Raw genomic sequence first — 26,262 nt, 5'->3', positions numbered from 1 at the left:
GAATGTTCAAGGAGGGTGCGCCATGCAAAAATCCATCAAACGGTATTTTCCGATTTTTGTGCTGCCGACGCTGATTGCATTTATCATTGCATTCCTGTATCCGTTTATCATGGGTATTTATCTTTCATTTACGGAATTTACCACGGTAAAGGATGCGACGTGGGTAGGCATTAGCAACTATAAAAAGATATTTCTGGACCAGAACTTTTTAAACGCATTGGTATTCACTGTGAAATTTACCATAGTGTCCGTTGTTACAATTAATGTGTTTGGATTTTTGATGGCGTATGCTCTGACAAGGGGAATCAAGGGGACGAATTTATTCAGAACCGTGTTCTTCATGCCTAACTTAATCGGCGGTATCGTTCTGGGCTATATCTGGCAGCTGTTATTAAACGGTATTTTGGCGAAGTTCGGAGTTACACTGTCCTTCGATGCGAAATACGGCTTCTGGGGTTTGGTTATCCTGATGAACTGGCAGCTCATCGGATATATGATGATCATCTATATCGCTGGCCTTCAGAACGTTTCTCCGGACCTGATCGAAGCGGCCAAGATTGACGGAGCAACGAAGACACAGACGCTGCGGCGTATCATTATCCCGATGGTTATGCCATCTCTTACGATCTGTCTCTTCTTAACCCTGACCAATTCCTTTAAGCTGTTTGACCAGAACCTTGCTCTTACTGCGGGAGGACCGGGCAGACAGACCAGCATGCTGGCACTGGATATCTACAGCACGTTTTACGGCAGAGTCGGATGGGAAGGCGTCGGTCAGGCGAAGGCGGTTGTCTTCTTCCTGATGGTGGCGATTATCTCTCTGACACAGCTGTATCTGACAAGGCGTAAGGAGGTGGAAAACTGATGAGCGGGAAAGCTAAAAAAGTGGAAAATCAGCAGATGGAAGTCAGCAAATCGACTGGCGCTGTGATGACGGCGTTCTTCAGCGTACTTTCACTCGCATTTCTGTTTCCCATTTTCCTGGTACTGGTAAACTCTTTTAAGAGCAAGCTGTATATCAGCGATGCACCGTTTCAGCTGCCTAAAGCGGGAACCTATGTGGCCCTTACGAACTATTTTGAAGGCGTAAGGAAGACCGGATTTTTCCCGGCGTTTGGACGGTCTCTGTTTATCACGGTGTGTTCCGTGGCGGTAATTGTGCTGTTCACCTCCATGACCGCGTGGTACATTACGAGAGTAAAATCGAAATTTAACAGTATTCTCTACTATGTTTTTGTGTTTGCCATGATCGTGCCGTTCCAGATGGTCATGTTTACCATGTCCAAAACGGCCAATGACTTATATTTAAACTCCATGTATGGACTTGTTCTGCTGTACCTGGGATTCGGGGCGGGGCAGGCGGTGTTCTTGTTCTGCGGATTCGTAAAGGCGATTCCGCTGGAGATCGAAGAAGCGGCCATGATTGACGGTTGTTCTCCCATTCAGACTTACTTTAATGTGGTATTTCCGATGCTCCGGCCAACCGCTGTTACAGTAGCGATTTTAAATGCCATGTGGATTTGGAACGATTATCTGCTTCCGAGCTTGATTCTTCCACAGGAAAAGGGTACAATACCCATGGTTATCCAGAACTTAAAGGGCGGCTACGGTTCTATCGACATGGGAGCCATGATGGCCATGCTGGTTCTGGCGATTGTGCCAATTATTATTTTCTATTTAAGCTGTCAGAAATACATCATTAAGGGTGTGGCTGCCGGCGCAGTAAAAGGATAAAGGAGACACACGATGCGGGAATGTGGTATGTTGCTTCCGGTTGCCAGTCTGCCGTCAAAGTACGGAATCGGAGCATTTTCTAAAGAGGCATATGAATTTATTGATACATTGAAAGAGGCGGGGCAGCATTACTGGCAGATTCTGCCATTGGGACCGACCAGCTACGGGGACTCGCCCTACCAGTCATTTTCTGCTTTTGCAGGCAATCCCTATTTCATCGATCTCGACAGGCTGGTGGAGGAAGGTCTCCTTACAGAAGAGGAATGCGACGCCGCGGATTTCGGAGATAATCCGAGGGATATTGATTATGGAAAGATCTATTTTAACCGCTTTCCACTGCTTCGCAGGGCGTATGAACGCTGGCTGAAGGATGGACACACAGCGGCCGAGGCCAGGGAGAAACTCTGGCCGGAGACCGTAGAATACAGCTTTTATATGGCGGTTAAGAACCATTATAAGGGAAAGAGCTGGACGGAGTGGGATGAGGATATCCGCCTTCAGAAGCGGGAAGCTATGGAACAGCTCCAGTATGAACTGGCGGATGAAGCGGGATTTTACGCCTTCCTTCAGATGAAGTTTGAAGAACAGTGGAGCACGCTGAAATCTTACGCGAATGAAAAGGGAATCCGTATCATTGGGGATATTCCCATCTATGTGGCCTTGGACAGCGCGGATACGTGGTACCATCCGGAGCTGTTTCAGTTCGATGAGAACAGGGTGCCGGTGGCGGTAGCAGGATGCCCTCCTGATGGATTTTCAGCCACAGGACAACTTTGGGGGAATCCGCTGTACCAGTGGGAGTACCATGGTAAAACCGGATATCAGTGGTGGATGAGGCGTATGGAATACAGCTTCCGCATGTATGATGTGGTGCGTGTGGATCATTTCCGGGGCTTCGATGAATACTATTCCATACCGGCCGGGAGTGAAAATGCCATTCATGGAACCTGGGAAAAGGGACCCGGAATTGAGGTTTTCCAAAAAATGCAGGAAAAGTTTGGTAAACTCGATATTATTGCGGAAGATCTTGGATTTTTAACGCCATCTGTGTTAAAATTAGTAAAAGATACGGGATTTCCTGGAATGAAGGTTCTGGAATTCGCGTTCGATTCCAGAGAGGAAAGCGATTATCTGCCGCATAACTATACGACTAACTGTGTTGTTTATACGGGGACTCACGATAATAATACCATCCGCGGGTGGTATGAGGAGATGGACGAGGCCGACAGACAGCTTTCCGTGGACTACATGAACAATGCACACACCCCCGGGGGCGAGATTCACTGGGATTTCGTACGCCTTGCACTGTCGAGTGTGGCGAAGCTTGCAGTGATACCGGTTCAGGACTATTTAGGGCTTGGAGGGGAAGCGAGGATTAACACGCCTTCCACTCTGGGGGAGAACTGGAGATGGCGCATGCTTTCCGGGGAAATAACTGACGAGATCGCGGTAAAGTGCCGGAAGATGGCAAAGCTTTACGGCAGGGTATGACAGGGGATGAGTATTTCTTATGGATTCTATCAATATTAAGGACATAGCCAGAATCTGCGGGGTTGGCGTAAGTACGGTATCACGTGCTATTAATAATCATCCGGATATCAATCCGGAGACGAAGAACATGATTATGCAGGCGATTAAGGAACATAATTATATTCCTAATAACAGCGCCCGGAATTTAAAACGCACGGATTCGAAGGCCATTGCGGTATTGATCAAGGGAATCAGTAATCCGTTCTTCAACAAGATGATCCGCGTTTTTGAAGAGGAAATCCAGAAGAAGAAATACTTGTTTATCATGCAGCGTGTGGACGCCAGTGAGGATGAGGTGGACGTGGCGCTGGAACTGATTAAGGAAAAGAAGCCGAGAGGAATCGTGTTCCTGGGCGGATTTTTCTCACACAGCAGGGAGAAGCTGGAGCAGCTGACGGTTCCCTTCGTACTGAGCACCATCGGAATGACGGATTCTCTGGAGGAATCCTCTTCCTACTCCTGGGTTTCCGTGGACGACTACGCGGAAAGCTACAAGATGACGGATTATTTATGTAAACTTGGACATAAAAGAATCCTGATTCTGGCGGCAACACAGGATGACGAGAGTATCGGAAGACTGCGTCTTGAAGGATATAAAAAGGCCCTGGAAGACAATGGGATCGAGCCTGATGAGGAGCTGTGTGTGTTCTCTGATGCAGGCAGGGACTGTTATACCATGGATTACGGATTTGCGTCTATGAGCCGGATTCTGAGGGAGAATATAGTGGATTTTACGGCAGTCTACGCAATATCGGACAGCATCGCCATAGGAGCCTGCAAGGCGATTACCGAGTGCGGCGGGAAGATTCCGGAAGATTATTCCGTGGCCGGATTCGACGGGCTCGATATCGCTCATTACTACAATCCGACGCTGACTACCATAAGACAGCCGGTGGAGGAGATGGCCGAAAGCACTATAAAGATTCTGTTCGATGTAATCCGCGGGAAGGCGGGCCATCAGAAACGGGTGTTTAAGGGTGAACTGGTGGAGGGAGAGTCGACCAGGAGAGTTTGAGGCTGGTGGGAAACGAACTGTAACATTTATTGTGTATGCTGTACACGGATTTTAAATTGTGATTGACATATCATATTTATAAGGTTTATAATAAAGGTACAAAAGGCAGTCCACTCCACAGAGTGGCTTCCAAAAGATTAATTTCTATTAAAAAATAGTCACTTACCTTTGGGTTGGAGGGTGACTATTTTTTTGTACCATTTTTTCTATCTATGTAAACGAGAATAGCAACGATAAGCATCGCTGCATTTATGATAATCATAAATTCTTCATAAGTAGACATATTATAGAACCACCTCCTTTCGGAGATGGAAGTCACCCGGCAGATGGACTGCCTGATTGCATTATATCAAAATACGGTAAAAAAAACAACTAATTAAAGTGATGAATATTGATACGAGTATGATAAGATTGAATTGGGATTATGTGATATTTCATATATTTTACTGAGGGACAGTGGACTTATATAGAACACTGTCCCCACTTTTTTACATTCTTTTGTCTTATTTGCTTTTTTATCAGAATCAACCGGCCAGCCGTCTTCTTAGCAGTTCCAGATACGGCTCGTTTACCTGACAGTTTAAAAGCGCAAAGGATCTCATGATTCTGGCAATGTCATCGGCGGAACAGTTCTGAAATGCCTTGGCGTATTCCGGCTGCAGGACTCCGGCGCAGAAACTGGTGAGAAGGGCGTAGTTCATGCATTTCTGGAAGGTGCCAAAGGTGTAGTTTGACGACTCGCTTAAAAGTGACATGACGTAGCGGGTGAACTGTCCGGTGACCTCCTTGCCGGGGCAGGCGCTTCGCCAGGCGGTGAAGTTTTCTGCGCCAAGCAGACCTTTCATACGCTGCACATCAGAGACCGTTTTCATGTATTCGCTCTCGGGATCTAAAGTGACCCAGCCCATGGTACCGCAGTCCTTGTACGTCCAGGTGGTCCAGTGAAGCCCCAGTTCATTAAATGCACGGAGCTGATCATCCATGGAGGCCAGCCGGTAAGGGATGTCATCGCCTCCGGTGCAGTACTGGGAACCGAATTCCCCTACCCACAGAGGAACCTGGTGGGTCTCGGAAAACTGCCAGCCTTCCGTCTCCTTTATGTGGCGGATCTGTTGTTCATAATCCCAGTAACAGCCGGCTTCGACGCGGTCGTTGTGAAGCATCTCATACTGGCCGGGATAGGCGCCGGGACCGAAGCTGGAGACAATATAGTCGTGGGAAGAGTATACCAGGTTATCGTCAAACGGAGCCTCTAAGCCGTTAAAATTATGGCCGTAGGAGTCCCCTTCTATGAAGATGATGTGGCGTTTGTCTATCTCTCTGATCCGGTCTACGGCAGTGTGAATGATCCGGTTGAAGTTCTGATAATCGGAGGTAAAGTTTTCATACATATTAAAGGGATAATCTCCGCTGCGGCAGCTTGAACTCGGTTCATTGAGAAGCTCATAGCCAGCCACGGCCGGACAGTCTTTAAAGCGGGACGCAATTTCCTGCATCAGGGCGTAATAGCGCCTCTGGTAACAGGCGTCAGACCAGAACAGGGAGATTCCCCGGTCATTATCGCTGTGCCAGTGGGTGTTCTGCCAGCCCTGAACCGCATGCATGTCAAAGATTACGTAAAGACCGTGTTTTTCACAGAGATTCACGGTCTCCCGGAGAAGACGGAAGCCCTCTTCTCTGTAAACAAATGGAGCGTCATCGGTCTCAAAATGACGGTAGTTCAATGCCAGACGCACCACAGTAGCGCCTGTGGAAGCAATAAATGCCAGGTCTTCCTCTGACAGAAAATTGCGAATCATTTCCTGGAAGAAGTAAGTTCCGTTCTCCTCCCCCAGCCTTTTTTTCATATGCTCGCGAAGCGAGATCTCTGTTCCTGGGAATCCGTTGATAAAATTCTCCATGTTCATCCAACCGCCTACACAGGTGCCCCTCAAGTAAACCGGCGTTCCGGATTCCGTTACAATGTTCTTTCCTCTGGTATTAAGGAATTCCATACAGTATAACTCCTTTCTAAAAACAAATATTTATATAATTTTACTATGAAGAAGTGGTTGGGACAAGATGAAAAAACATAAACATTAACAAAAAAATGAATAATAACGAAACAATAAACGGAAATGTTGATAAAAAATCATACTTATTTTTTCAGGAACGATGTGCTAAGATGCAATCATGAAGTTCAGATGACGCCGGCGCTGGCAGCAGAACTTGTAAATAAAAAATGGAGGAGTCTATCATGAAATTAAAAAAGTATTTAGGGGTTTTACTGAGCGGAATAATGGTACTTTCCATGGCGGCCTGCGCCGGTACGGATAAAGGGCAGACGGCAGCCCCGGAGAGTGGACAGACTGGGGGGACAAAAAAGGAACAGGCGAAAGGGGAAGAGGGAAGCGGCGATATAACTAAGATTACCATGTGGTCCAATGACCAGCATGATCAGGCGGTTTATGAAGAAAGAATTAAAGAGTTTAATGAAACCATTGGAAAAGAAAAAGGAATTTCCGTGGAATACACAGTTTATGGGAGTGATTATTATACGACGCTTGATGTGGCTGTAACTGCCGGAGAGGGGCCGGACATTTTCAAATGCAATAAAATCGGCAATTATGCGGAGGCGGGATACATTATGCCGTGGGAGGATGAAGACGGTTTAAAGGGTCTGGTGGATCGTTTTTCGGAGTATAACGCTCCAGGCTATGGAGAATTTGGCCAGAAGACGTATTCTATTCCGATCCGCGTGACGACGTATGGCCTTGCCTGCAACATGGATATTTTTAACAAATACGGACTTAAGACGCCTGAGACATGGGAAGAAATGAGGGCGTGTGCCAAGGCAATCACCGAAGGGAGCAGGGAATCGACTTACGGATATGCACTGGCCATGGGATATACATCATACAACTATTTCTATTTGAATTTACCGAACGCAGCCAGCGTGGGTGATGAATATTTCAATCACACTACAGGCCGGTATGATTTTGAATCCCTTGGCGGTTTCTTTGACCATCTTCAGGGGATCATCGACGACAAGAGTATGTTCCCGGGCTTTGAGACGATGGATGGGGATACTGCAAGAGCTCAGTTTTCGGCAGGAAATGTAGGAATGATCGGTGTTATGTCTTCAGATGTGACGACATTTAAAAATCAGTTTCCATGTGATTTCGAGTGGGTCGTAATTCCGTATCCGGTTCAGGATGCTTCTAACCGTTATAAGGAACCGATTGGAGTTTCCATGTCCTATGTCATTAATTCCAGGGCGGCAAAGGAGGGATATGCGGACAAGGTTGCAGAGTTTGTAAATTACCTGTATTCCGATGAAATGTTTGTTGCTACAAATGATGCACAGGTGGATATCAGTATTCTGGGTGACGAGATTACCAGCCAGTCGAAGGCAGAGAGTCTCGATCCGAACTGGATTAAATTCTCTGATATGGATGTGTATTGTATCAAGTATCCAAATCCGGATGGTGATTTATCAATTGAAGGCGACAGCTATCAGGACGTTTACAATAAGATTTTGACCGGAATTGTCACAGATGTGGATGGTGCGCTGAAGGATTTGACGGAACGCTATAATAAGGCCCTGGATGAAGCCATTGCCTCTGGAAAGGTGAACATCGACGACTATATTGATTCTAATATTGCCGGGAAAATGAAGTGGGGTCAGTAACAAATATGATAAAAACGAAGAAAAAAACGAAAAAACTGCATTCCGCAAACAAAATTCAGGAAATCCTGATGATTACGCCAATGACGATCGGCTTTCTTCTGTTTTCCGTCTATCCGATTATCTGGGTGCTTCGGTGGTCATTCTTTAAGTATAATGGATACAGTGAACCGATTTTTGTGGGGCTGGGTAACTTTATCCGGGTGTTCACACGTGATCCGGCATACTGGGATTCGCTGAAAAATACGTTCCTGATTGCCGGTATGAAGATGGTATTTGAAATTCCGCTGGCCCTGGTTTTAGCGGTATTCCTGAATAATAAGATTAAGGGAAGCTCTTTCTTTCGCGTGGTATTTTTTCTGCCCTCCGTGTTCAGCATTGCTGTAGTAGGTTTGATTTTCTCTATCCTGTTTGGGGCTTACAATGGAATCGTCAACGCGATACTAAAAAATATGGGGCTGATCACGCAGAATATCAGCTGGTTCAGTGACAAAGGACACGCCATGTTCGTCATAATCCTGGTGTCGCTGTGGACTACCTTCGGATTAAATATGATTTATTTTCTGATGGGGCTTCAGAATATCTCCAAATCGTTGTATGAATGCGCTGCCATTGACGGAGCCAATGAAATGCAGCAGTTCTTTTACATTACGCTGCCCCTGGTAGCCCCTATCCTGCAGCTCGTACTTATGCTGAGCGTATTGGGGACCATGAAAATGACGGATTTAATCCTGGTGCTCACGAATGGAGCGCCGGGAGGTTCCACCGAGGTGGTTATGACGTACATCTTTAAGTATTTCTTTTCTTATGGGGAAAGCGCCGCTATGGAAGTGCAGTTCGGTTACGCTTCCTCCATGGCGGTCGTCACGGCGGTGATTCTGGGCATTGTCACGCTGATCTACTTAAAGGTATCGAAAAAAATGCAGGAAGTGGAAGAATAGGAGGCGCTATGAGAACAGTCAGTAAGAGCTTCTGGAAAGCAGTGATCTACGCGTTTCTCCTGGTGATTGCCGCATTTGCACTGTTTCCGGTTATTTACATTTTACTAAGCTCCTTTAAGTCCAATAAGGAGATTCTGGTTGGAGGACTCGGAATCCTTCCGACGGAGTGGCATTTTGAAAACTATATACAGGCATGGAAGCTGGCGGATTTTGGAAGGCTGACCTTTAACAGTTTTTTTTATGCGGTTGTGGTGGTAGGCGGATGTGTCGTTACATCGATTACGGCGGGGTATGTATTTGCCAGGGGGACGACCCGGTTTTCCAAAGTGGTGAACACCATGGTGCTCTGCTCCATGTTCGTATCCATTGGAACTCTGTCGCTCTATCCGCAGCTCAGTCTGGCCAAGGTGTTCGGGCTTAGCGGGACGTTGTGGGGACCCATCATCATCCGCGTGTTTGGCATGAATGCGACACAGGTTTTTATCGCTACCGGTTTTGTGAGGCAGATATCCAGGGAGATCGATGAGGCAGCACAGATTGACGGATGCAGTTTTTTTAAAATATTCTGGAGAATTATTTTTCCGCTCTGCAAGCCGCTGGTGGCAACTACAGGCCTGGTAGCATTTCGGACAGCCTGGAGCGATTATCTCCTGCCTTACGTATTTACCATTGCGGCAAAGGACAAATGGCCGCTGGTCGTCGGTGTTGTCAGTCTGAAATCCAGCGGCGAGGCTGTGTCCTCCTGGAATCTGATGCTGGCGGGAATCAGCATTTCCATTTTACCGATGCTTATTGTATACTTATTTTTAAACAAGTATTTTATTTCAGGTTTGACGGAAGGCGCCATAAAAGGATAGGTGACTGTTAAGCCGGACGGGGATTGTGGGGGAAGAAGATGTTTTATACAATTGGATTGCTGGTGGCGTTTTCTGTCATACTGCTTATTTTTGACCATAAGAGCAGATACTCCTATTTATTTGTTCTTATGGCGACAGGAGCGACCCTGGCCTTCTTCTCCATCATTCTCCATATTAACATGTTTGCCAGTTATGGAGAATACTACGGCAGAAATATTTATTACCGGCTGGACTATATGATCTATAAAGTAATAACCGCCAGGCTGGCGCTTCCCATCGTCATGAACATCCGGCTCATGAACGTGGGGATCGCCCTGTTCCTTCTGGCTGAGACGATTTTTAACTATGAATTTCAGAAAAACCTGGGAAGAGGGAAGACGAAAACAGAAAAGGATAGCTGGACGAAGCGGCCGCGCTCCGGCGCGCGCTTCCGACATGCCGGACTCTTTATTCTGGTCCCCCTACTCTCCCTGATTCTTTATGATCCGGTAACTTCCACAAAAATGTATATTTTGTACCATACCAGCGGGAACAAGCCGCTTGTGTACGCTTTGTTCTGTTTCTTAAATGTTGTATTTAAGCTGGTGGTTCTGCTGTTGCTGCTGCGTCCCATCTGTGTTCTGATCCGGTATGTGATGGTGACGTCAGTGCGGTTTTTGCGCAAACGGATACTCCTGTTTTCCATGGGGCTTCTGCTTGCCGACGCAATCTTTTATGTGTTCTTTTATATCGGGCCGTTCAGCGTGTCTGTGGATAAGGTAATCCGCAGCGGTTTCTGGATTTTTGAAAATGTCCAGGCCCGGATTCAGAAGGTCTATTTGACCGCCCCGTCACTGGTACTGGTGGTGATTTCTTTTTGCATGTTTATCCTGCTGAGTTTCCGGATGGACATGTCGGCGACGCCGTTTGTGAAGCGGAAGATCCAGAAGAATTTAAACATTATGAACGAGGTGCTGGGAGAAACGCTTCACTCTCAGAAAAATCTCTTCTTTTCCCAGCAGATTCTAATCACGAAGATCGAAAATAAGGTGGAGAATAAGGAGGCGATACCGGAAATCGGGCGCATGAGAAAGCTGATCGACGAGTCGCTGGGACGGACGACGCAAATGCTGGATGAATTGAAAGAGATTAAGTACCACTACTTAAATAACAGCGTTACCAGCATCATCGATGAGGCGTTAAATGAGGTTACGCTGCCTTCCTACATCACGGTGGAGTGGAGCAGCGAGGGTTACGAGGATATTTGCGGAATGTACGACCGGTATCATCTGTGCAAGGCGCTTGTTAATATTTTGAATAATTCAGTGGAGGCCATTGAACAGTCGGGAAAGGAAGAGGGGAAAATCGCAATCCGGCTGGAATTTCTGTTCCGGTGGCTGATTATCATGATCCAGGATAATGGGAAAGGAATCCGTTTCCGTGACCGCGGCCGCATATTTTCACCGCACTATTCCGGAAAACAGGGGAAGATGAACTGGGGGTTGGGTCTTCCTTACGTATACAAGGTGATCAGGGCACATCTGGGACAGATTAAGATTGACAGCAGATACGGAGTGTATACGTCGGTGTTTCTTCTCCTGCCCATGAGCAGAGAGGAGAAGGCTGGTCCTGCATTGCAGAATGCAGCGCTAGTGCCTCCGAAGGCATTGGCGCCTGGAGACACCAAGTAAAAGGGGGAGGAAAATGGAGAAGATTAAGCTGGTCATAGCGGATGATATGGAGGAGATCAGAATTCATCTGGCGGAGGAGATTGCCGCCCACTCGGACGATATCGTGGTGGTGGGGCAGGCGGCTACCGGCCATGAGGCGTTTATCATGGTGGAACGGCTGCTTCCCTCTGTTGTTCTCATGGATATTCAAATGGAGACCAGAACATCCGGCATTACGGCGATCGGCAAAATTCACGAGCGTTATCCGGGGGTGAAATGCATCGCGCTGACCATTCATGAGGACGAAGAATTTATATTTCAGGCATATCTGGCCGGAGCGGTCGATTATATCATAAAGACCAGTTCGATTGAAAAGATAGTCAAATCCATTCACGATGTGATTGACAATAAGCTTCTGGTCCGACCGGAGGTGGCGAAGAAACTGATCGACGGGTACCAGAGAGTCTACGAGAAGCAGAGCCGGTTAAAGGAGACCTTTCAGGTCATGCTTCTGATTAACACGACGGAATATGAGATTCTTAAAATGGTATATGAAGGCTTTACTTATAAGGACATTGCATCAAAGCGTTTCGTGGAGGAAACCACGATACGGTCCCAGGTCAACCATATTTTAAAGAAATTCGGCAAGAAGCGGATGAAGGATGTGGTGGCACAGTTAAGGGAACTGAATATTTTTGACGAGTGATTTTACAGATAGAAATGGGGATGGATAACGATGGAATACAATATATTTGGCAGGACCGGCATGAAGGTGTCGGATATCGGATTTGGCGCCTGGGCGATCGGCGGGAAAGGCTGGGGTGATGGAAGCAGTGACAGGGATGCGGTCGAAGCTTTAAATGTTTCATGGGAAAAGGGGGTCAACTTATACGATACGTGCGACGCCTATGGAGATGGGCACAGCGAAATACTGATCGGAGAGTTTTTGAAGGGACGAAGAGAGGCGTCCGTTATCGTGACCAAGGGCGGTACGAACTACCGTCTGCCGGAACGCAGCAAGAATTTTAACAGAGATTATCTCATGATGTGTCTGGAGGAGAGTCTGGGACGGCTTCAGACGGATTATGTGGATGTCTATCTCCTGCATGTCCCGGATGCGGATTGGCAGGACAGAGCCGCGGTAATGGAGACGCTGAAAGAGATGAAGCAGTCGGGTAAGGTGCGGTTTGCAGGACTGGCGATGTGGGGAGCAGGAGATACGATGCACGCTCTGGAACGCGACCATGACCGCGTGATCGATGTGCTGGAATGTCCGTTTAATATCCTGAACAAATCCAATCTGGAGGTCGTGAAGCTGGCAAAGGAGCGGAATATCGCGGTGATGACCAGTCAGCCGCTGGCCAGCGGAATACTGACTGGAAAGTACCGGGAAGGCGCCCGTTTTGCGGAAGGCGACAACCGGAGAGGATTCTGGTCAGAGGAACGTTTCGAGGCGGTAAGACCGGACATGGAGATTGTGGAGGCGTGTACCGCGGAGACGGGACTCTCCATGGGGCATCTGGCGCTGGCGTATAATATGACGTATCCGGGTATCAGTTGTGTGATTCCGGGAGCGAAAAATGCGGCCCAGGCACTGGATAACGCAGCGGCCACAGGACTGCGTCTAAGCAGTGAGATTATGGAGCGCTTAAGCAGTACAAAAGGCTTTGTTTTTTAGTCTGGTGCCGCATAAAGCTTGAGGGAGACTGTCATGAAGAAAATAAATTTGCGGGAGGGCTGGCTCCTGAAGCGCTTTCCCGCGGGAACGGAGTATCGTCCGGAGGAATTGGAAGCTGCTTTTGGAGCGCCTGGCAGCGGGAAGGACCGCAGTTTTTCTGTCAGGGATTTTCCGGAGCAGGTACACGATGTGCTTCTGGATTACGGTGTGATAGAGAATCCCAATGAGACGGGGATTAACCGTGATTTATGGATTGATGAGTACGACTGGGTATACCGGCTTGAATTTACCGGCGGTACTTTTGCGGGAGCAGGGGGATCAGTCTATCTCAATTTGAAGGGAACAGATACCTTTGCTTCGGTCTATTTAAATGGAACGTTAGTTGGCACATGCTGCGATGCATTTCTGGATTACCGGTTTCCTGTGGAGGGAGTGAAGGCGGAAGAAAATGTGCTGCTTATCTGGTTTCGGTCTGCAAAGGAAAAAGTGAACGGGGTCAGGCTTCCGGAACGGTATGAGGGGCGTGTACCCACTATCTCCGCAGTGCGGGCATTCCGCTCTGGTTTTCATGAGTACTGCGGCCCGGTTCCGAGCCTGATCCGGTGCGGGATCTATGGTGATGTGACTCTGGCGCGGGAAGATCCTCTTCTGTTTGATGAGGTGACCGCGGACAGCAGGCTTTCTGAAGACGGGGAAACAGGTATGGTTGCGGTTACAGCCTCTTTTCTGGGGGCTTTGGAGAAGTACCGGGGAGAACTGCTGCGGGCCAGGATTCTTGATGGGGACGGCTGTGTGAGGGCGGAGGAAATACGGCCAATCACGAAGCGGTCAGAGACCGTGGAACTCATGGTACCGCATCCCAAACTCTGGTGGCCGTGGACAATGGGCGAACCGGCGGTATACCGGCTGGAGCTTACGTGCGGCAGCGGGACGGTGGATTCGTGCGGCAGCGGAATGGCGGATTCGGTGGAAAAGGTGATCGGATTCCGCAGAATATCCATGGTGGGGGATATGGATTTCCAGATCAATGGAAAGCCGCTTAAGCTGTGGGGAGCCAATCTCGTCCACCCTGATACACGGAGCAACCGTTACCGCCCGGAGGTGATGGAACGGCTGTTTAATCTGGCGGAGCTGGGGAATTTTAATATTCTGCGGGTCTGGGGGGAGAGCGAACGTTATCCTGAGGCATTTTATGAGGAGTGTGATAGACGGGGGATACTTATCTGGCAGGATTTTTATTTCTGCTATTCGGCATACCCGGAGGAACCGGAGTTTCTGGAACTCTGCCGCAGAGAGGCAGAGCAGATGACGAGACGGCTGAAATCCCATCCGTCCATACTTCTCTGGTGCGGCGGTAATGAGACACTCTTATGGAGAGATTATGATAATCCCGGCGGTCCCTGTTTTGGTGAGGAGATCGTTTGCCGCGTACTTCCACAAGTATGTGCGGAACAGGACCCGGATCGGTACTACCATCCGTCTTCTCCGTGCGGCGGGGACTTTGCCAATGATCCTTCCGCGGGAGATACCCATGGCTACACCCATCTCTGGTTTGTGCCAGGGAGGGAATTCCCCGTCTTCTTAAGTGAAAACTGCCGTGTCTCTACACCATCCATGAAGTCCATGAGACGGATGATGAAGCCGGAAGAACTCTGGCCCCCCGGATATACGGGGTGTGTTAGCCGGAGGCAAAGGAAAGAGTGGCCGGAAAGCTGGGAGCTTCACAACACGAATCAGGGCGTTATAAAGCTTGGGCCTGTGGAACATTATTATGACGCGGAGACGGCAGAGGAACTGGTCTATCGGATCGGCGCCGCTCATGCGGAGTATATTCACGGGCAGGTATGCCGGTTTCGCAGGGGCTTCCGGGGAGATGAAGCGTCTTCCACCGGCACAGTCAGGAGGACGAACGGCCATATACTCTGGAAATTTAACAATAACAGCAATATTATCTCCTATGGAATTGTGGACTACTATCAGGAACCCTACTATCCCTATTACGAGCTGAAACGGTGTTACTCGCCATTTCTTGTGTCGTGTGAGCTGGGGGATCATGGGTACATCTGGGTGACGAATGATACGGGGTGCGCCGTAAGCGGACGTCTGGAAATATTTCTGTTTGACATAGTAAAGAATGAACGGCAGGCGGTATTTTATGAGAACTTTCAGGCGGAACCGGATGAATCGAAACCGGTCTGTACGATTGACCGATTCGGTCAGTTTAAAAAAACCAATCTGGTCTGTGCCGTCGCATATTCCGTGGAAGGCAAAATTCTGGGAATGTGTGCAGAGCCGTGTGAGATTGAACGAAGAATGGAGTACCCGGAACATACGGGGCTTCAGATCAAGCAGGAGGGAGATGACCTTGTCGTCACTGCGAGCCGGTTTGCCAGATGTGTAGAGCTGACCGGGGATGAGGACGGCGATGAATTTGGCTGGCTGTTTGAGGACAATTACTTCGATTTGCTCCCCGGAATGAAAAAAAGAATCCGGGTTCTGGGGCGCCATGAGAGGGGAACGGTGAAGGCGAAAGCCATCTATGATGACGATGAGGGGAAAACAGAATATCAATTACTCATGTCTTCTACCTCAAACGTTGGCTACAATAGGCTGATTGATAGCAGCCTGCCTGCTTCGGACATGCCTGACAGGCCTCTGCAAACAGAGTATTATATCCTCCCCTCCATAGCGGGACTATAGTTTTGGTACGATTACCGGACCAAAAACATACCTGCTCCATACCGTGAGATAAGTGCCTTTGTAACTGTGCAGTTAAAATAAAGTAAATAGCAAGCGAAAATTTTGGAGACTATTATTGTATCATTAGTTGGAAAAGAGAGGAGGCTAAGTGGAGATCACGAAAGAGTCAAGAGGGGTACAATTCCTCTCATGTCTAAAGATATGAATTTCCATGTACATTTTATGAAAAGAGAGATAGAGGAGCACAGGAAGACTCCGGTGAGATATGACTGTGATGTGGTCGTCTGCGGGGGCGGAACTGCAGGCTTTACGGCGGCGCTGGCAGCAGCCAGAAACGGAGCGGATACCATACTGGTGGAACGGTTTGGCCATGTAGGGGGAACTCTTGTGAATGGGGCCGGACCGCTGCACAGCTTTTTTAACCTGTATAAGGCCTATGCGGATGCGGCAAAGACTCAGGTGGTCCAGGGAATTCCGCAGGAAATTGTGACGCGCATGATGGAGGCATCGGGATCGCCGGGGCATCTGGAACAGGATAAGGGCGGGAACTACGATTCTGCTATTACGCTGATAGACTGGGAGATTTTTAAGGATGTCGCATTTACCATGCTGGAAGAGGCAGGTGTGAGGATTCTGCTTCATACGGTGATCGCAGACGTGATAAAAGACGGCGGGCGGCTGGAGGGGATTATCATCGAAGGGAAGTCCGGAAGAGAAGCCATACTTGCCCGCACCGTGATCGATTCCACCGGCGACGGCGATGTGGCGGCGCTGGCTGGAGCAGGATTTGTTAAAAAGCATGATACAACCTCAGTGGGAATGCCCTTTGGCATGACAAATGTGGATATGCCCCGGCTGGTGGAATTCTGCCGGGAGAGGGGCCTTGTCAACCAGCTGATTGAGGGGGATAAGGGGAGCGTGACCGACCATGTGATACGGCTTGGCTTTGAACTGAAAAAGGTGCCTGAATTTACGGAGTTTATGGAGCAGACAGGGATGTGGGGACCCCTTGGGTTTTCTCTTCATGAGGGAGAATTCACCTACATTAATTCGGCGGCGCTGCCCAGTGTGGATACCACCGACACGGAGGCTTATTCAAAGGCGGAGATCGCGCTCCGTCATCAGATTATGAAACTGGCGGCAATGCTGAAACAGTATATTCCAGGCTTTGAACACGCTTATGTGAGTTGGACGCCGGCCAGTATCGGCGTGAGACTTACGAGAATCGTGGAATGTGAGTATGACCTGTCCCTTGAGGAGATTGTATCCGGAAAACGGTTTGGGGATGAGGTGTATTTATATGGATTCCATGACTGCGCCCCAAGAATTACCATTCAGGGAGGCGGATATTACGGCGTTCCATACCGGGCGCTGCTTCCAAAGCATGTGGAGGGACTGCTGGTGGCGGGAAGATGCATTACCAGCACCTGGGAGGCACATATGTCCACGAGAAACACCGTGTCCTGTATGGCTCAGGGCCAGGCAGCAGGAACTGCGGCGGCGATGTGTGTAAAGGAAAATATCCTGCCGAGAGGTCTTAATGCGGAGAAACTGCGAAAAACGCTGAGGTCGCAGGGTGTATTTTTGGGTGATGCTTCATAAGAAAGGAGAACAGGGATGAAAATTAAATTACTGGAGCCTATAGGGGTTCCCGCGGAAACAATCGAGGAATATGCCCGGAAACTGACGGAGATGGGGCATGAGTTTGAGTGGTTTGACACCGTGGCGACAGATCCAAAGGAGCTGGCTGTTCGATCTGCAGGGAGTGATATTGTCATGATAGCCAATCATCCCTACCCGGAATCGGTGATTCTGTCTGATCAGGATTTAAAGATGATATCCGTGGCATTTACGGGAATTGACCATGTAGCAGCGGAGGCTTGCAGGGAAAAAGGAATCATGATCTGCAATGCGGCCGGTTATTCCAATCAAACCGTGGCAGAACTCGTTATCGGGATGGCGGTGAGCGGACTTAGAAATATAAGGAAGGCGGATATCCAGCTTCGCAAAGGCGGGACAAGCGCGGGAATCGGCGGCCGGGAGATCTGCGGCAGAACGGTGGGAATCATCGGTCTGGGACGCATCAGCCTGATGACCGCAAAGCTGTTCCTGGCATTTGGGGCGAGAGTGATCGCCTATGGGAGAAGCCGTTCGGAAGAGGCGGAGAAGATGGGGATTACCTACTGTTCCCTGGAAGAGGTTCTGGCGGAGAGCGACATTGTGTCACTGCACCTTCCGCTCAATGGAGAAACCAGAGGCTTTCTGAATGCGGACTGCATCGCACTTATGAAAAGAGATGCCGTGTTTATCAATTGTGCCAGAGGTCCGATTGTGGATAATCAGGCACTGGCCGACGCACTGAATGAAGGGCGTCTTGGCTATGCGTGCATTGACGTCTACGATATGGAACCGCCGCTTCCGGAAGATTATCCTTTGCTGTCCGCAAAGAATACGCTGCTGACACCTCATCAGGCGTTTATTTCGGAAGAGTCCATGCTTCGGCGGGCGGAGATCGTGTTTGAAAATGTCTTTGCCTGGCTGGAGGGGAAGCCTCAGAATGTTTGTAAGATATAAATTTGCAGGATAATAAAGGGATTATAAAAATGCAGGCTGATGCAGATCGGCCAGATATGTATAATTTTCCGCATATTGACATCTCTTTCAGCGTAGAGAGGATCTCTGCACAGATATATTTCTTATCCAGTTAAGCGCCAGAGCAGAAAAAATTCTAATTGACACGATGGAATAGATAGGTTTATAATAAAGGTACAAAAGGCAGTCCACTCCACAGAGTGGCTTCCATGCGATTAGTTGCTATTAAAAAATAGTCACTTACCTTTGGAGGGAGGGTGACTATTTTTTTGTACCATTTTTTCTATCTATGTAAACGAGAATAGCAATGATAAGCATTGCTGCATTTATGATAATCATAAATTCTTCATATGTAGACATAATATAGAACCACCTCCTTTCGGAGATGGAAGTCACCCGGCAGATGGACTGCCTAAATGAATTATATCAGATGGTAGTTGGAAATACAATAAAAAATGGTGAAAAGTAATTCGCTTGAAGTTACATGGATCAACGATGAGAATATACAGGTTGTATGTGAAACGAAGATGGTAAATGGGAAACAACGCCTGATTTAAGAAATAGTTTTCAATTCTCCATAATCAAGACAGTACTTATTATGTTAACTATATATATCAGATTAACCTCATTCATCAGATGCAGAAAGCCTGACAGGTGAGAAAATGTGTTTGACACATTAATTAGGTCCAGATGGTTTATAATAAAGGTAGAAAAAGGCAGTTCACTCCACAGCGTGGCTTCCAAAGATTCGTTATATTTTAAAGAAAATAGTTGCTGCTTTTGGAATGGTGGGCGACTATTTTTTTGTACCGTTTTTTCTATCTATTTAAACGAGAATAGCAATGATAAGCATTGCTGCATTTATGATAATCATAAATTCTTCATAAGTAGTCATCTTATAGAACCACCACCTTTCGGAGATGGAAGTCACCCGGCAGATAAACGGCCCAATAAAATTATATCAGAGAAAAATTCTGACATAAGGAAAAAGTTGATATAATCCTGTAAAATGATATGGATTTCAATCGTAGCCCAATGTATATACAACTTAACATAGGCGTGACTAAAGACGAAGATAGAAGATAGAATAAAAAAATCGAATGGTACAATACGCATTCATAACGTGGAGACAGCGGTTTATAGAAGCCGCTGTCTCCACGTTTTTTATGTGAAAAATATCATACCACAGCCACCTTACAAAATGTAAGTATATATAAACTTACAAACTTGTGACATGTGTGCAAAACAAAGCGCTTGTGTTTGTGGAAAAGGTAAAATAACATAATAAAGCACCGAAAATGGAAAATTAATATTGCATATTGCATAAAAGTATAGTACCATGTAACTATCAAAGGAAATAAAATGTATGCATACAAAAATGACCGTATCATGAATGAAGTAAGAGGAGGGGCTTATGGAAAAATTAAAGGCAAAGGAGAAGGACAGGCGGATCAAGCGAAGCACGATTGAGGTGGCGGCCGAGTACCTGATTATAGCGATTCTGGCACTGGCGTTTATCGTTCCGTTTATCTGGCTGATTCTGAGTTCTTTTAAGACGAGTCAGGATTTATTCCGGACACCGCCGAAGTGGCTGCCTGAAACATGGACGATAGGGAACTATATCCAGGGATTTACCGGATTTCCATTTCTCAAGTATCTGGGAAATACGCTGTTTATCATTGTATTTAACGTGATCGGCGGACTGTTCTCCAACTCTCTTGTGGCCTATGGATTTTCCAGAATCAAATGGAAAGGAAGAAACGCGGTGTTCTATCTGGTGCTGATGACGATGGTTCTGCCGTTCCAGGTAACCATGATTCCGTTATTCCTGATGTTTCAAAAGCTGGGCTGGATCGGAACCTTTCTTCCGCTGATCGTTCCGTCGTTCTTTGGTAATGCCTTCTTTATCTTTCTGCTGCGGCAGTTTCTGGTCGGGGTGCCGTATGATATCTCGGAATCCGCCAAGATAGACGGGGCAAGCGAATTTACTATTTTTTACCGGATTATTATCCCACTGGCGAAACCGGCGCTGACGACGGTGGCGATCTTTACCTTTATGAACTGCTGGAATGACTTTATCGGACCGCTGGTATTTTTGACGGATAACAAGCTGTATACCCTGTCCATTGGAATTCAACAGCTGATGAGCACGAACGACCCGAGGTGGCCTCTGGTTATTGCGGTTGGAGTGTCGATGACACTGCCGATGCTGGCGATTTTCTTTATCCTTCAGAAATACTTTATCGAGGGAATTTCATTTTCCGGTATCAAGGGGTAATACTGGATTTGATGCGTAAGGTTTGATGCATAAGGTTAGATGCGTGAGAGGTGACACGCAGATAGGAGTGAGATATGAACAGGAAAAAAACGAGGAGCAGATCGAAGGCGGACAGACGGAGTCTTCTGACGGGCCTGGCGTTTATCAGCCCGTGGATCGTGGGATTTTTATGTTTTACTTTATATCCGATCATTAATTCTTTGCGGTATTCGTTTACGAACTATTCCGCACTTAAGGCCCCCAGATTCGTAGGCCTCGATAATTATAAGACGCTGTTTACCAGTGATCCTCTGTTTATCAAGTCCATTTTGAATACAGGGTATATGATGGTGGTGGGCCTTCCCATAATTATCATCGTAACATTTATCATTTCAGCAATTGTAAATGACCGGAGACTGAGAGGCGTTTCTTTTATCAGGACATTATTTTTCATGCCGACGCTGGTGCCGATGGTGGTGCTTTGCATTCTGTGGATCTGGCTCCTTAAGGACAATGGGGCGGTAAACCAGGGGCTGGCACTGATCGGGATCGACGGACCGGGCTGGCTGGCCAGTCCACGGTGGGCGAAGCCGGGCATGATTCTGATGAATTTATGGTGCTCCGGTAATCTGATCATTATATTCCTGGCCGGTCTGCAGGATGTACCGACGAGCCTTTATGAGGCAGTGGAGATCGATGGAGGCAATATCCTACATAAGTTCCGGTACATTACCATTCCTTTTATGAAGCCGATTATTGTGTACAATGTGGTCACTTATATGATCAAGCTGCTGCAGCAGTTCACAGAATCCTTCGTTATGACGAACGGAGGTCCCAATGATTCGACGACCTTCTTCGGATATTATCTGTATAACAATGCGTTCAAGTTTATGAAGATGGGGTATGCATCCGCGATGGCCTGGATCATGCTGGTGGCTGCGATGATTTTGACCTTTGTCATGCTGAAGGTAACCGGTTTTGGCAAAGAAGAGTCTTAACATATTTAATAAGAAGAAAGATAAATTTAAGGAGAAAGCGAGGAAGTAAAATGGGAAGCGTAATAGAAACAAATGTGGTGTGTCAGATTGGACTGGTAGTCAATGATGTGGAGAAGACAGGGCAGGCCTTTGCAGATTTCTTTGGAATCGAGAGGCCGGAGGTTGCGGATTCCGGCCCCGATGAGATTGTAAAGGCGGAAGTCTGCGGGGAACGGTCCACGGCCTCCTGCAAGATGATGTTTTTCGATACGCCAACGGTACAAATTGAGCTTATTGAACCGGATGAGAAGCCCAGCGCTTGGCGGGATATTCTCAATGAAAAGGGGGAGGGACTTCATCACATCGCCTTCCAGGTAAAAGATGCCGAGGGCAAGATAAAGACTCTTGGTGAAAAAGGATTTCCGCTGATGCAAAAGGGCAATTACGGAAATGGTTCGGGAATGTACGCCTATATTGATGCAAGAAAAGATCTAAAACTGATTTTTGAGCTTCTGGAAAGCTTTTAAGAGAAGGAGATACGAGATGGGGAAGAGAAAAGGAATCATTAATCCAAAGACCTGCTGTCAGGTAGGACTGGTCGCCAGAGATATTGAAAAGACGGCGGCGCTGTACGCGGAAGTGTTCGGAGTCCCTATGCCTGAGATCAATTCGATGCCGCCGGTGGAAATAGCGCAGACGAAATTCAGGGGAATCGCTTCAGGCACGCAGGCCAGGCTATGCGGATTTGACATGGGCCAGCTGTTCCTGGAGATCATGGAACCGGATGAATGCGACAGCTCCTGGAAGGAAGCACTGGGGGATAAGGACGTGGTATTCCATCACGTGGGCTTTATGGTCGATGATCTGGAGGAAGCCGTCGCATTTTTCGAAGACAGGGGCTGCCCGGTCAGACACCATGGAAAATATCCGGGGGGCGAGTATCCGCTTCCGGAGTCCATGGAGAAGTATGGAATCCTGTTCAATTTAAAATATGAGCCGGAAGGCTGAAATGAATCATTAAAATAAGAAGGAGGAGCATTTCATGAGAAAAAGAGGAGTAGCACTGGTTCTTACAGCGGCAGTAGCGTGCAATCTGGCCGGATGCGGCGGTACAGCGGCCACAAAGAATGAAACCACAAAGAGTGATACCACACAGAGCGAGACCACGAAGGAGGCCGGAGCACAGACGGAGGAGAGCAAATCGGAAGCAGCGCAGATGCCGGCGGAAGGAGAGGTTGTAATCAAATACTGGTATCCGTGGGGTGGAGATTCGGAGACCTGGGATCTGTGGCGTATCGAGGAATTTGAAAAGAACAATCCGGGCATAAAAGTAGATGCTACGTATGTGCCGCCGGATGCGGGAATTACCAATGGAAAGCTGATGGCGGCCATCGCCTCCGGCAATGTACCGGACGTCATCTGTGCACCGAACCTTCTGACCTATCCTATGGCGGCCCAGGGCGCCTTCGAGGACGTGTCTGCGGCTATGGAGAAGCTTGGCCGATCCAGAGACGACTATCAGCCCAGCGTTCAGAGCCTGATGGATATCGATGGAGCATGGTACATCATGCCGATGGAGACGGACACGCAGATGCTTTTCATTAATAATGAAAAAGCGGCTGCGGCCGGCCTGGACGTGAGCAATCCGCCGAAGAGCATATCGGAACTGGATGAGTGGGCGGATAAGATGACGGTGAAGGAAGGCGACGACTATACGACAATGGGCTTTATCCCATGGATTGACGGCGCGGAGACCGACGTTTACAATCAGGCATGGTACTTTGGCGCTCAGATTTATGAGGATGGGAAGATCAACCTTACCGATCCGGACCTTGTCGAGATGATGAACTGGCAGAGAAAGTATGCAGAAAAATATAACCCGGAGAAGATTAAATCCTTCGCTTCCGGTTTTGGAGGCGCATTCTCGCCGGATCACGCGTTCTTTACGGGAAAAGTGGCCATGACGATGAATGGAAACTGGTTTAACAACGCGATTAAGCAGTATGTGCCGGATATGGACTATACGGTAGTGCCGATGGTAGTAAGCGACAGCCATCCGGAGCTGTACGGCGGTTCCGTTTTGGGCGTCAATACGTACTGCGTGCCTAAGGGGGCAAAGAACATCGATGCGGCTGCCCGGTTTGTCGATTACATTGCCAACGCATATATTGCGGATGACAACAACAAGACATGGTACAGCACACCTACCAGAAAAGACGTTATCGACGAGCTGACTCTGGTAAAGGAGAATGACGAACGCTATTCAGTTATTAAGAATATGGTCTTTAACGAGCACTCCAATACTCCGGCGCTGTGCAGCATTCGAAGCGTCATGGGCCAGGAACTGATCTCCGTCCGTGATAAGTGCCTTTATGAAGATAAGGACCCGGAGCCGCTGCTGGCGGATCTGCAGGGAAGAATGGAAAAGGAATTGCAGAACACGCAGTAGAGCAATGTTTAAATACGCTCTGGTGAAAAACGGGGCTGCTGCACTGAATCAGTGCGGCGGCCCGTTTGTACGCGGATGGAGGTAGAAGCGATGGATGTATTGGTATCGGGGGCGCTTATGGGACTGGGCGCCGCGTTATGCAGAAAATTTTTAAGCGAGGGACACCGGGTTTTCGCAGGTGTGCTGCAGACAGAAGATTTGATGGAGCTGGAAGAACTGAAGGGCAATCCCCGGCTGATTCCCGTCTTGCTGGACATTTCGGATAAAGACAGTATTGAGGCGGCGAGAGCGGCAGTCGGGAAATACACGGACCGTCTGGAAATCCTGATCAATGTGGCCGGAGTGCTCTTAAACAGGGAAGGAACCATTCTGACGGACCGCTATGAGGAGCTGGAGAAGACCTTTAAAGTAAATACCATAGGTCCTGTCTATATTTGCAGCCGCTTTTTCGACCTGCTGACGGAGAGCGGAGGAGGAACCGTGATTAATATTTCGTCTGAGGTGGTCTCGATTGACGGAGTGGGGCCAAAGTACGCCGCCTACTGTATGAGTAAGACGGCAATTGCACAGTATGGCTTTATACTGAAGCAGACGGTTGCTGCGCTGGGTATACCGACCCGCGTCTTTTCCGTTCACCCGGGGCGTATGAAGACGGCCATGGGGGCGGAGAACGGCCAGATTGAGGCGGCTGAGTCGGCCGAGGAATATATCGTCTGGCGGTAGGGGAAGTGCTTGCGGATAACAAGGAAATCTATGTGGATTACCGTGGAACTGCTATGCTGCATCAGGCTGGAAGAAAGGAGTGACAGGATGGGATTTAAGGATGGATTTGTGTGGGGAGCGGCAACGGCTTCCTATCAGGTAGAGGGGGCTGTGACGGAAGGCGGCAGAGGTTTAACCGTATGGGATGAATTTGCCCGCATGCCGGGAAAGACATTTTCCGGGCACACGGGGGATGTGGCGGCGGACCACTATCACCGCTATGCGGAGGACGTGGCGATTATGAAGGCGCTTGGGTTAAAGGCCTACCGCTTCTCCGTGGCCTGGAGCAGGATTCTGCCGCAGGGATACGGGGCGGTGAATGAGGAAGGCCTCCGCTTTTATAAGAACCTGGTGGATGAACTCGTTAAGAATGGGATTGAGCCGTATGTGACACTGTTCCACTGGGATCTGCCATACGGGCTTTACCGGATCGGCGGTTGGCAGAACCCTGCGATCACAGATTATTTTGCAGAGTATGCGCGGATCGTGGCGGAGTATCTGGGCGATAAAGTGAAACACTATATTACGTTTAATGAGCCTCAGTGTTTTATAGGTCTCGGCCACGTGACCGGCGAGCATGCCCCGGGAAATATCATGTCCCGGAGAGCCGTTCTGGAGATGGCTCATCATGTGCTTCTTGCCCATGGAAAAGCCACAAAAGTATTGAGGAAAGTGGCTCCGCATGCTAAAATTGGGTATGCGCCGACGTGCAGCGCCCATTATCCGTATACGCAGAAACAGGAGGATGTGGAGGCTGCGAGAAAGGCAACTTTTGATTTATGTCCGGATCCGGATAATTTTATGTGGAATATTCCCTGGTGGAGCGATCCTGTTCTCTTCGGGAAATACCCAGAGGAAGGGGTTCGCCTGTACCGGGATATTATGCCGGAGATCGGGGCAAAGGACATGGAAGTGATCTCTGAGCCGATCGATTTCTACTGTCAGAATATCTATAACGGGAGCGCGGTACGCGCGGATGGAAACGGCGGATACCGCTATGTCCCGCGTGAGCCGGGATACGCCCGCACATCCATCGGATGGCCGGTGACGCCGGAGAGTCTGTACTGGGGTCCCAGGTTTTTATATGAGAGATATCAGAAGCCGTTTTATATCTCAGAAAATGGGATGGCGGCTCACGACAGTGTTTCGCTGGATGGAAAGGTCCATGATCCGAACCGGATCGATTTTCTGCAGCGGTATCTGCGCTGCTTAAAGAAAACGGCGGAGGAAGGGACTCCTGTTGAGGGATATTTTTTGTGGTCCCTGATGGATAATTATGAATGGTCAAAGGGTTACTCTGAGCGTTTTGGAATCGTTCATGTCGATTACAAAACACAGGTGAGGACTATCAAGGATTCCGGATACTGGTACAGAGACGTAATTGCCGGCAACGGTGTTCATTTGTGATAAAAGGTTACTGTGCACAGCGTGAACCGTAACAATAAAAGAGATTG

The 26,262-nt window shown here is 48.3% G+C and carries 23 protein-coding genes; 20 read left to right on the top strand and 3 right to left on the bottom strand.

Annotated elements, in window-relative coordinates:
• Nucleotides 1-22: 22 nt before the first annotated feature.
• The 4 genes from M1L66_RS29705 to M1L66_RS29690 are packed head-to-tail and all read left to right on the top strand — an operon-like array spanning nt 23 to nt 4,279.
• Nucleotides 23-865, top strand: a complete 843-nt coding sequence (locus tag M1L66_RS29705; RefSeq protein WP_002604844.1) for a carbohydrate ABC transporter permease — start codon at nt 23-25, stop codon at nt 863-865.
• On the top strand, nt 865-1,734 hold the full coding sequence (locus tag M1L66_RS29700; RefSeq protein ID WP_187020261.1) for a carbohydrate ABC transporter permease: 870 nt from the start codon (nt 865-867) through the stop codon (nt 1,732-1,734). The genes M1L66_RS29705 and M1L66_RS29700 overlap by 1 nt, the downstream gene beginning before the upstream one ends.
• A gap of 12 nt (nt 1,735-1,746) precedes the next feature.
• On the top strand, nt 1,747-3,225 hold the full coding sequence (gene malQ, locus M1L66_RS29695; RefSeq protein WP_434689211.1) for a 4-alpha-glucanotransferase: 1,479 nt from the start codon (nt 1,747-1,749) through the stop codon (nt 3,223-3,225).
• Between the two features lie 19 nt (nt 3,226-3,244).
• Complete coding sequence (locus M1L66_RS29690) at nt 3,245-4,279, top strand: LacI family DNA-binding transcriptional regulator (protein WP_434689210.1); 1,035 nt, start codon at nt 3,245-3,247, stop codon at nt 4,277-4,279.
• Between the two features lie 184 nt (nt 4,280-4,463).
• Here the strand turns inward: M1L66_RS29690 and M1L66_RS29685 are convergent, their stop codons facing one another.
• Both M1L66_RS29685 and M1L66_RS29680 read right to left on the bottom strand, forming a co-directional pair.
• Nucleotides 4,464-4,520, bottom strand: a complete 57-nt coding sequence (locus tag M1L66_RS29685) for a hypothetical protein (protein WP_434694354.1) — start codon at nt 4,518-4,520, stop codon at nt 4,464-4,466.
• Nucleotides 4,521-4,803: 283 nt separating this feature from the next.
• Nucleotides 4,804-6,273, bottom strand: coding sequence for a glycoside hydrolase family 5 protein (locus M1L66_RS29680; RefSeq protein ID WP_187020256.1), 1,470 nt, complete (start codon nt 6,271-6,273; stop codon nt 4,804-4,806).
• A gap of 242 nt (nt 6,274-6,515) precedes the next feature.
• On the opposite strand from M1L66_RS29680, the gene M1L66_RS29675 reads away from it, so the two are divergent.
• From M1L66_RS29675 to M1L66_RS29635, 9 genes are all read left to right on the top strand, one after another.
• Nucleotides 6,516-7,949 (top strand): ABC transporter substrate-binding protein, encoded by a 1,434-nt coding sequence (locus tag M1L66_RS29675; RefSeq protein WP_434689208.1) that lies wholly within the window; start codon nt 6,516-6,518, stop codon nt 7,947-7,949.
• 68 nt (nt 7,950-8,017) lie between these two features.
• Nucleotides 8,018-8,887 carry a carbohydrate ABC transporter permease gene (locus M1L66_RS29670; RefSeq protein ID WP_243270191.1) on the top strand — a complete coding sequence of 290 codons (870 nt, stop codon included), beginning with the start codon at nt 8,018-8,020 and terminating at the stop codon, nt 8,885-8,887.
• A gap of 8 nt (nt 8,888-8,895) precedes the next feature.
• The gene (locus M1L66_RS29665) at nt 8,896-9,744 is read left to right on the top strand and encodes a carbohydrate ABC transporter permease (RefSeq protein WP_434689206.1); all 849 of its coding nucleotides are present in this window, start codon (nt 8,896-8,898) and stop codon (nt 9,742-9,744) included.
• A gap of 38 nt (nt 9,745-9,782) precedes the next feature.
• On the top strand, nt 9,783-11,414 hold the full coding sequence (locus M1L66_RS29660) for an ATP-binding protein (protein WP_434689205.1): 1,632 nt from the start codon (nt 9,783-9,785) through the stop codon (nt 11,412-11,414).
• Nucleotides 11,415-11,427: 13 nt separating this feature from the next.
• On the top strand, nt 11,428-12,099 hold the full coding sequence (locus M1L66_RS29655) for a response regulator transcription factor (protein ID WP_187020247.1): 672 nt from the start codon (nt 11,428-11,430) through the stop codon (nt 12,097-12,099).
• Nucleotides 12,100-12,129: 30 nt separating this feature from the next.
• On the top strand, nt 12,130-13,071 hold the full coding sequence (locus tag M1L66_RS29650) for an aldo/keto reductase (RefSeq protein ID WP_434689204.1): 942 nt from the start codon (nt 12,130-12,132) through the stop codon (nt 13,069-13,071).
• Between the two features lie 33 nt (nt 13,072-13,104).
• Nucleotides 13,105-15,771, top strand: coding sequence for a glycosyl hydrolase 2 galactose-binding domain-containing protein (locus tag M1L66_RS29645; protein ID WP_434689203.1), 2,667 nt, complete (start codon nt 13,105-13,107; stop codon nt 15,769-15,771).
• 258 nt (nt 15,772-16,029) lie between these two features.
• Nucleotides 16,030-17,373: an FAD-dependent oxidoreductase gene (locus M1L66_RS29640; RefSeq protein ID WP_349768871.1), complete on the top strand. Its 1,344-nt coding sequence runs from the start codon at nt 16,030-16,032 to the stop codon at nt 17,371-17,373.
• 15 nt (nt 17,374-17,388) lie between these two features.
• Complete coding sequence (locus M1L66_RS29635) at nt 17,389-18,345, top strand: 2-hydroxyacid dehydrogenase (protein ID WP_434689201.1); 957 nt, start codon at nt 17,389-17,391, stop codon at nt 18,343-18,345.
• Nucleotides 18,346-18,624: 279 nt separating this feature from the next.
• Here M1L66_RS29635 and M1L66_RS29630 read toward each other — a convergent pair whose 3' ends face one another.
• Nucleotides 18,625-18,681 (bottom strand): hypothetical protein, encoded by a 57-nt coding sequence (locus M1L66_RS29630; RefSeq protein WP_242840590.1) that lies wholly within the window; start codon nt 18,679-18,681, stop codon nt 18,625-18,627.
• A gap of 1,096 nt (nt 18,682-19,777) precedes the next feature.
• On the opposite strand from M1L66_RS29630, the gene M1L66_RS29625 reads away from it, so the two are divergent.
• The 7 genes from M1L66_RS29625 to M1L66_RS29595 all read left to right on the top strand — a co-directional run bounded on the left by M1L66_RS29625 (nt 19,778) and on the right by M1L66_RS29595 (nt 26,215).
• A complete protein-coding gene (locus M1L66_RS29625) occupies nt 19,778-20,641 on the top strand; it encodes a carbohydrate ABC transporter permease (protein WP_002604840.1) in 864 nt (287 codons plus the stop codon).
• A gap of 74 nt (nt 20,642-20,715) precedes the next feature.
• A complete protein-coding gene (locus tag M1L66_RS29620; RefSeq protein ID WP_434689200.1) occupies nt 20,716-21,618 on the top strand; it encodes a carbohydrate ABC transporter permease in 903 nt (300 codons plus the stop codon).
• A 50-nt stretch (nt 21,619-21,668) separates the two neighbouring features.
• Complete coding sequence (locus M1L66_RS29615) at nt 21,669-22,124, top strand: VOC family protein (RefSeq protein ID WP_187020239.1); 456 nt, start codon at nt 21,669-21,671, stop codon at nt 22,122-22,124.
• A gap of 16 nt (nt 22,125-22,140) precedes the next feature.
• Nucleotides 22,141-22,605, top strand: coding sequence for a VOC family protein (locus M1L66_RS29610; protein WP_434689198.1), 465 nt, complete (start codon nt 22,141-22,143; stop codon nt 22,603-22,605).
• A 34-nt stretch (nt 22,606-22,639) separates the two neighbouring features.
• Nucleotides 22,640-24,046, top strand: a complete 1,407-nt coding sequence (locus tag M1L66_RS29605; RefSeq protein WP_434689196.1) for an extracellular solute-binding protein — start codon at nt 22,640-22,642, stop codon at nt 24,044-24,046.
• 90 nt (nt 24,047-24,136) lie between these two features.
• Nucleotides 24,137-24,769 (top strand): SDR family NAD(P)-dependent oxidoreductase, encoded by a 633-nt coding sequence (locus M1L66_RS29600; RefSeq protein ID WP_434689194.1) that lies wholly within the window; start codon nt 24,137-24,139, stop codon nt 24,767-24,769.
• An 87-nt stretch (nt 24,770-24,856) separates the two neighbouring features.
• Nucleotides 24,857-26,215 carry a GH1 family beta-glucosidase gene (locus tag M1L66_RS29595; protein ID WP_434689193.1) on the top strand — a complete coding sequence of 453 codons (1,359 nt, stop codon included), beginning with the start codon at nt 24,857-24,859 and terminating at the stop codon, nt 26,213-26,215.
• Nucleotides 26,216-26,262: the final 47 nt, after the last annotated feature.

The sequence above is a fragment of the Hungatella sp. SB206 genome (assembly GCF_051132295.1).
GTDB lineage: Bacteria > Bacillota > Clostridia > Lachnospirales > Lachnospiraceae > Hungatella > Hungatella effluvii.
Note: the sequence above shows the minus strand (reverse complement) of the source record. Positions and strands in the feature narration are given on the sequence as shown.

Excerpts from the sequence above, each read along its gene's own strand:
- M1L66_RS29705 (WP_002604844.1), top strand. The coding sequence starts at position 23 with ATGCAAAAATCCATCAAACGGTATTTTCCGATTTTTGTGCTGCCGACG.
- M1L66_RS29700 (WP_187020261.1), top strand. The coding sequence starts at position 865 with ATGAGCGGGAAAGCTAAAAAAGTGGAAAATCAGCAGATGGAAGTCAGC.
- malQ (WP_434689211.1), top strand. The coding sequence starts at position 1,747 with ATGCGGGAATGTGGTATGTTGCTTCCGGTTGCCAGTCTGCCGTCAAAG.
- M1L66_RS29690 (WP_434689210.1), top strand. The coding sequence starts at position 3,245 with ATGGATTCTATCAATATTAAGGACATAGCCAGAATCTGCGGGGTTGGC.
- M1L66_RS29680 (WP_187020256.1), bottom strand. The coding sequence starts at position 6,273 with ATGGAATTCCTTAATACCAGAGGAAAGAACATTGTAACGGAATCCGGA.
- M1L66_RS29675 (WP_434689208.1), top strand. The coding sequence starts at position 6,516 with ATGAAATTAAAAAAGTATTTAGGGGTTTTACTGAGCGGAATAATGGTA.
- M1L66_RS29670 (WP_243270191.1), top strand. The coding sequence starts at position 8,018 with ATGATTACGCCAATGACGATCGGCTTTCTTCTGTTTTCCGTCTATCCG.
- M1L66_RS29665 (WP_434689206.1), top strand. The coding sequence starts at position 8,896 with ATGAGAACAGTCAGTAAGAGCTTCTGGAAAGCAGTGATCTACGCGTTT.
- M1L66_RS29660 (WP_434689205.1), top strand. The coding sequence starts at position 9,783 with ATGTTTTATACAATTGGATTGCTGGTGGCGTTTTCTGTCATACTGCTT.
- M1L66_RS29655 (WP_187020247.1), top strand. The coding sequence starts at position 11,428 with ATGGAGAAGATTAAGCTGGTCATAGCGGATGATATGGAGGAGATCAGA.
- M1L66_RS29650 (WP_434689204.1), top strand. The coding sequence starts at position 12,130 with ATGGAATACAATATATTTGGCAGGACCGGCATGAAGGTGTCGGATATC.
- M1L66_RS29645 (WP_434689203.1), top strand. The coding sequence starts at position 13,105 with ATGAAGAAAATAAATTTGCGGGAGGGCTGGCTCCTGAAGCGCTTTCCC.
- M1L66_RS29635 (WP_434689201.1), top strand. The coding sequence starts at position 17,389 with ATGAAAATTAAATTACTGGAGCCTATAGGGGTTCCCGCGGAAACAATC.
- M1L66_RS29625 (WP_002604840.1), top strand. The coding sequence starts at position 19,778 with ATGGAAAAATTAAAGGCAAAGGAGAAGGACAGGCGGATCAAGCGAAGC.
- M1L66_RS29620 (WP_434689200.1), top strand. The coding sequence starts at position 20,716 with ATGAACAGGAAAAAAACGAGGAGCAGATCGAAGGCGGACAGACGGAGT.
- M1L66_RS29615 (WP_187020239.1), top strand. The coding sequence starts at position 21,669 with ATGGGAAGCGTAATAGAAACAAATGTGGTGTGTCAGATTGGACTGGTA.
- M1L66_RS29610 (WP_434689198.1), top strand. The coding sequence starts at position 22,141 with ATGGGGAAGAGAAAAGGAATCATTAATCCAAAGACCTGCTGTCAGGTA.
- M1L66_RS29605 (WP_434689196.1), top strand. The coding sequence starts at position 22,640 with ATGAGAAAAAGAGGAGTAGCACTGGTTCTTACAGCGGCAGTAGCGTGC.
- M1L66_RS29600 (WP_434689194.1), top strand. The coding sequence starts at position 24,137 with ATGGATGTATTGGTATCGGGGGCGCTTATGGGACTGGGCGCCGCGTTA.
- M1L66_RS29595 (WP_434689193.1), top strand. The coding sequence starts at position 24,857 with ATGGGATTTAAGGATGGATTTGTGTGGGGAGCGGCAACGGCTTCCTAT.